The organism is Acinetobacter brisouii, from assembly GCF_008993995.1.
Taxonomy (GTDB): domain Bacteria; phylum Pseudomonadota; class Gammaproteobacteria; order Pseudomonadales; family Moraxellaceae; genus Acinetobacter; species Acinetobacter brisouii_A.
Genome location: NZ_BKNN01000115.1, coordinates 1 through 4708, shown reverse-complemented (window position 1 = coordinate 4708; position 4708 = coordinate 1). Strand labels below are relative to the sequence as shown.

Annotated in this window: 4 protein-coding genes; all 4 read left to right on the top strand. The window is 39.0% G+C overall.

Translation table 11 applies throughout. From position 1 onward, the window contains the following. The coding region (locus tag GBN19_RS15855) for a mobilization protein (protein ID WP_171494504.1) at positions 1-2187 on the top strand (2187 nt) is incomplete at its 5' end. 543 nt (positions 2188-2730) lie between these two features. Further along, positions 2731-3687, top strand: a complete 957-nt coding sequence (locus GBN19_RS14665) for a replication initiation protein (protein ID WP_228271299.1) — start codon at positions 2731-2733, stop codon at positions 3685-3687. Positions 3688-3869: 182 nt separating this feature from the next. Next, positions 3870-4358, top strand: coding sequence for a plasmid mobilization relaxosome protein MobC (gene mobC / locus GBN19_RS14660; protein WP_151778628.1), 489 nt, complete (start codon positions 3870-3872; stop codon positions 4356-4358). Then, a partial coding sequence (locus tag GBN19_RS14655) for a relaxase/mobilization nuclease domain-containing protein (protein ID WP_375707875.1) occupies positions 4348-4708 on the top strand: 361 nt, incomplete at its 3' end. The genes mobC and GBN19_RS14655, both read left to right, overlap by 11 nt.

The following is a 4708-nucleotide window of genomic DNA, read 5'->3' as shown; positions in this document are numbered from 1 at the left end:
TTAGACGAGTTTGAAGCCCATGCGTTTGCAGGACTAGAGCAATCGCAGTACCACCTTTTTGCCGTCTTGCACACTGACGATGATGGCTCAAAGCATATTCATGTACTAACGCCCAGGATCGACCTTGAAAGCGGTAAATCGCTGAATATCGCACCGCCAGGGCACGAAAAACATTTCGACTCATTACGCGATTACTTCAACACAAAGTACGAGTGGTCACGTCCTGACGATGTGCTGTTAATGAGAACAACACAAGAGCCGAATCACATCGCCAAGTTAAACAAGCAGGCAAAAAACATTTTGAGCAGTGATGAGCTTGAGACACTGACAAAAAAGCAGTTTTGCAGTGCGATAGACAATTACGTCAAAACACTTTTAAAGACGCAAATGGCTGAAAACAGGGCAGATATTATCAAGTGTATCGAGCAACTGGACGGCATTGACTCAATCAAACAAAGCAAAGAATTTCTAACTGTCACACTCGAAAACGGGAAAAAACACAGACTCAAAGGCGATTTTTATCATGAGCAATTCGAAATTCGATCTTATTCAGAGCATCTCAGAGCAGCAGCAGCAAGCAGAGCATCTTCAAATGAGCTTGCTCAGAGTCTCAAAGACGCTGAGCAACTTCGAGCAAATTATCGAGCAAAGCGAGAAGCCTATCATCAACAGCACTACGCTTTTGCAGCAAGTGCAGCAGACGATAATCGCGCTAGAATCGCGTCTAAGCGCGATTTTGAGCGAGATAGAGAACTTATCACCCCAAGCGATCAAATCGCTAACAGCGAGCTATACGGAGCAAATAGACGCACTCACAGCGCAGCTATCGAATATAGATATATCGACAATCAAATCAGTGCAAACACGCATCGAGTCGTTTTTAATATCAGTGCAGACATTGCAAAACGAGATCAACAACAAAATCGAGAACATCGAAATAGATCAGCAGACAGTGAACAAAATCGTTCAAATACAGATACAGCAAGCATTCGAGAAGAACACAACAATCGACTCATTAATCGAATCAGTGATCAAGAAAGAGCGCGTGAAGAACATAATCATCGGCGCAACGATAGCTTCTATATTCTTGATTTTAATATGTATTTATATGGGCTTTCAAACATACAAAAACGCAATGACACTCAGCACACAAGACGAAATGATCAAAAACAACGCAATAACTTTGCAGCAACAAGCAGATCAACGCAAAGCGAACTCACAGAGATTTTAGTCGATGAAAACAGAAATAGATCAATTTTTGGCAGAGCAAAACAGCTTATTGATGCAACAAAACGCATTATTGACTCAACAAGTCAATTCATTGCAAAACATCGTGAACTCTCAAATCGAAATAGAGCAGAGCTTGCAGAACAAAATCAAATACTTGAACTCAGAGAAAGAGATACTAGAAACAGAAATCTCGAAATTAGAAAGCAACTTGCCGATTCAATTACAACAGCTATTGACGCAAGCATTCACTCAACTCAATTTAAACAGCATTATCAACAGTTTAGTCAAAACAGCGTTCACACCGATTCAACAGAAAATCACTTCACAGCAAAACGCACTGGAACAAGCACTCTTGCAGATCTCACAGCTCAAAGCATCAGAGACTACGTGCGAAGAGCAGAACATCAAGATCAACAAAATCGAGCAAACACTCGAAAATTTAATAATATTAATCAGGAACTTGAGCGATTAGAAACAGCCATGCAAACGATTCGACTTAAGCCGAGTCCAGCCCAGAAATTCATCAGTTTAAGAAGTGACGGCTATTACTCTGATTACGTGGGCCGTCACAAGCAACTGACAACACAACAAGACACAGCATTTAGAGCAAAAAATCATCTGCAACTGATTGATAGTATTTCAAAAAAGGCTGAAAATTTGCACAGATACATGAGTCGCGCAAGCAATATGCTTGATGCAACAGACTACGCGCTGATTAAACGCATCACAAAAAATGATGAAAGAATGCTTAAATACTTGAAATGTGAACTAATTTTAGAGCCACAGAATGCACATTTAAGCGATCAAAGAGAGAATTACACAAAATGCTTATCAACTTTCGAGAGTATCAAAAATCGAATCACAGCAATTGAAGATCACAAATCAGAGAAAAGACCAGTTCAGCAGTTTGAACAAGAAAAACCAAAGCCAAAACATGATTTTGATCTCGACTTTTAACAACATATCAACTTTGCTTTTTTAGTTAATCTAAACAATAACAACAATTTACAGAGCGAGTGTCTACGAGCGAACTAGCCAAATTCGCTCATCCTTTCCCTGAAAAACCGCTTTTGCTTTTTGAATGCTCGAATGCAAGTTTTAGCGAGTGTCTACGAGCGAAGTAATCAAGCTTTTGCTCTTGAAAAGACACGAGCAAAGCGAGTGCCATAGCCTTTGATTTTGCCTTTAATTCTCTTTTTATTCTTTTAAAAAGCTTTTAAAAGCTTTTAGACACCCCTCTAGCCCTTATGTAGCAATGCTTTCAGACTTTAAAAAACTACTTTTACCAAACTTAAAACTACTTTTACCAAACTTTTAAGGGTTAAAAAACTACTTTTACCAAACTTAAAAACTACTTTTACCAAACTTAAAACTACAATGTATTTGTTGTTGTTTTATTAAAAAACTACAAAAATCATAGTCAAAATTTAGCCAATACATTATATTTACTACTATGAATACAATGTAGTTAATTCGGTACATTATAGAGATTGTAGTTTTATGGAAATTAAAAAAACTTATCCGCCCTCTTGGGTTGTGATGCAGAACAATATCCAAGAATGTTTTAAAAGCATGAGTATTGATGAAAAACGCATGTTAATCCTTGCCAGTCCTATTGCACGTACAAAAGACGCTACTGAAAAGGACGCTATAATCATTACAGCAGAAGAATTTGCCAAAGAGTGCGGTATAAAAATACATTCAGCGTACCCGCAATTAGAAACTGCAAGTAAGGCATTAATTAAGCGTTATTTTGCTTATCACAATGAGCGAGGTAAGAAGGTTTTATCAAACTGGGTGATTGACTGCACTTATGAAGATGGCGGTATTGCTATTCGTTTTCCTGAAATTGTTTTATTGATGCTTAAAGAGTTCGATAAAGTAAATCCTTATACTAAGTATAAGAAAGATATAGTATTGAAATTAAAGAAAGATTATTCATTTGACATATATCATTTAGCTAAAAAGCATCAAGCAATAGGGCAATTTGAAATGTCCTTAGAACATCTAAAAAATGAACTTGGTTTACCTCCATCATACGACAAACTTTGCAATCTAAAAGACCGTGTGATTAAACCATCATTAGACGAGATTACAGCAAATACAGACATTGAACTTAGTTATGAGAACGTAAAAAAAGGGCGTTCGGTAGTCGGCTTCAAGTTCACTGTGAGAGAGAAGCCAAAACCAAAATTAAGAGCACCAGAGCGAGAAACTGCAATCACCACCCCCCCTGCTGTTGCTGTCAAACAGCCAAAAGATACAAATCATACTGATCTACAGCACCGAGCAAGCAAAATTACAGGCTTGATCATGTCGAATGGCTTAGCAGATCGGTTTAAACAAGGCGATGAATCTGTCATGCAAATGATGAAGCGCATTCAAAGTGAAATCATAAACACAGAAATAGCTGAACTGTGGGAAAACAAATTAGAAGAATTCGGGATCATTTTTTAGCAAAAAAGCATCATAAAAGCATCCTTTTTTTATTTCATGCTATAGTCGTAATCTGCACAGATATGAATTAAGCAAGCCTACCTGTGTCCACAAATTTCTCCGAAATTTATGTTCACAGGGTCTTGTTGAGGGCTTCGCCCCCAAACCCCCAAAAGCAAAAGCCTTTTAGTAGTGAGTTGAATATGGCAAAAGATAAAATCAAGAAATTCAGACTTACTGATTTACAGCTTGAACAACTTGAGCAGCATCTCGAAAAAGAAGAGACAAACTTCACTGACTTCATTCACTCACTGATTCAACGTGAAATCATGAAAGATGCTGTCACCGTCCGACAGCCCGAAGAAGAAAAACAGCCACGCACAAAGATCAAAACGATTGTCGAAGTCATCAAACGCTATCAAAAAACTGACCCAAATTTATTACTGGAGCTTTCAAAAATTGGCAACAACATCAATCAAATTGCGAGAGCACTGAACATCATCAAAAACGCTGATGCACAAGAGCAACGCAAGCTTGATATTTTTCAGATTTATCTTGTGTTAAAAGCAATTCAAAACGAGCTAACAGACCTCTTCCCCTCTCTCCCCCGAATAAGCCGACAAAGCCCTGAGCGACTAAAAAAACAATTATCTTCCGTACAGTTAGCAGAGGAGGACGAGAGTGCATATTAAATTTTTAGCGCACGGGAGGGGGTCGGCTGCACACGCTTCCGCATACCTTTTAGATGAGCTTGATCACTTGGGAAATGTACGCGCAGGCATTGACGTTTTACGCGGTGATGCGACCACGTTTAACGCGATTTGTGACTCAAGCCCTCACCTATGGAAATACACCAGTGGGGTCATTGCATGGTCAAAAGAAGATGCACCGACTAACGAGCAGATCAAAGAAGTTTTAGACGAGTTTGAAGCCCATGCGTTTGCAGGACTAGAGCAATCGCAGTACCACCTTTTTGCCGTCTTGCACACTGACGATGATGGCTCAAAGCATATTCATGTACTAACGCCCAGGATCGACCTTG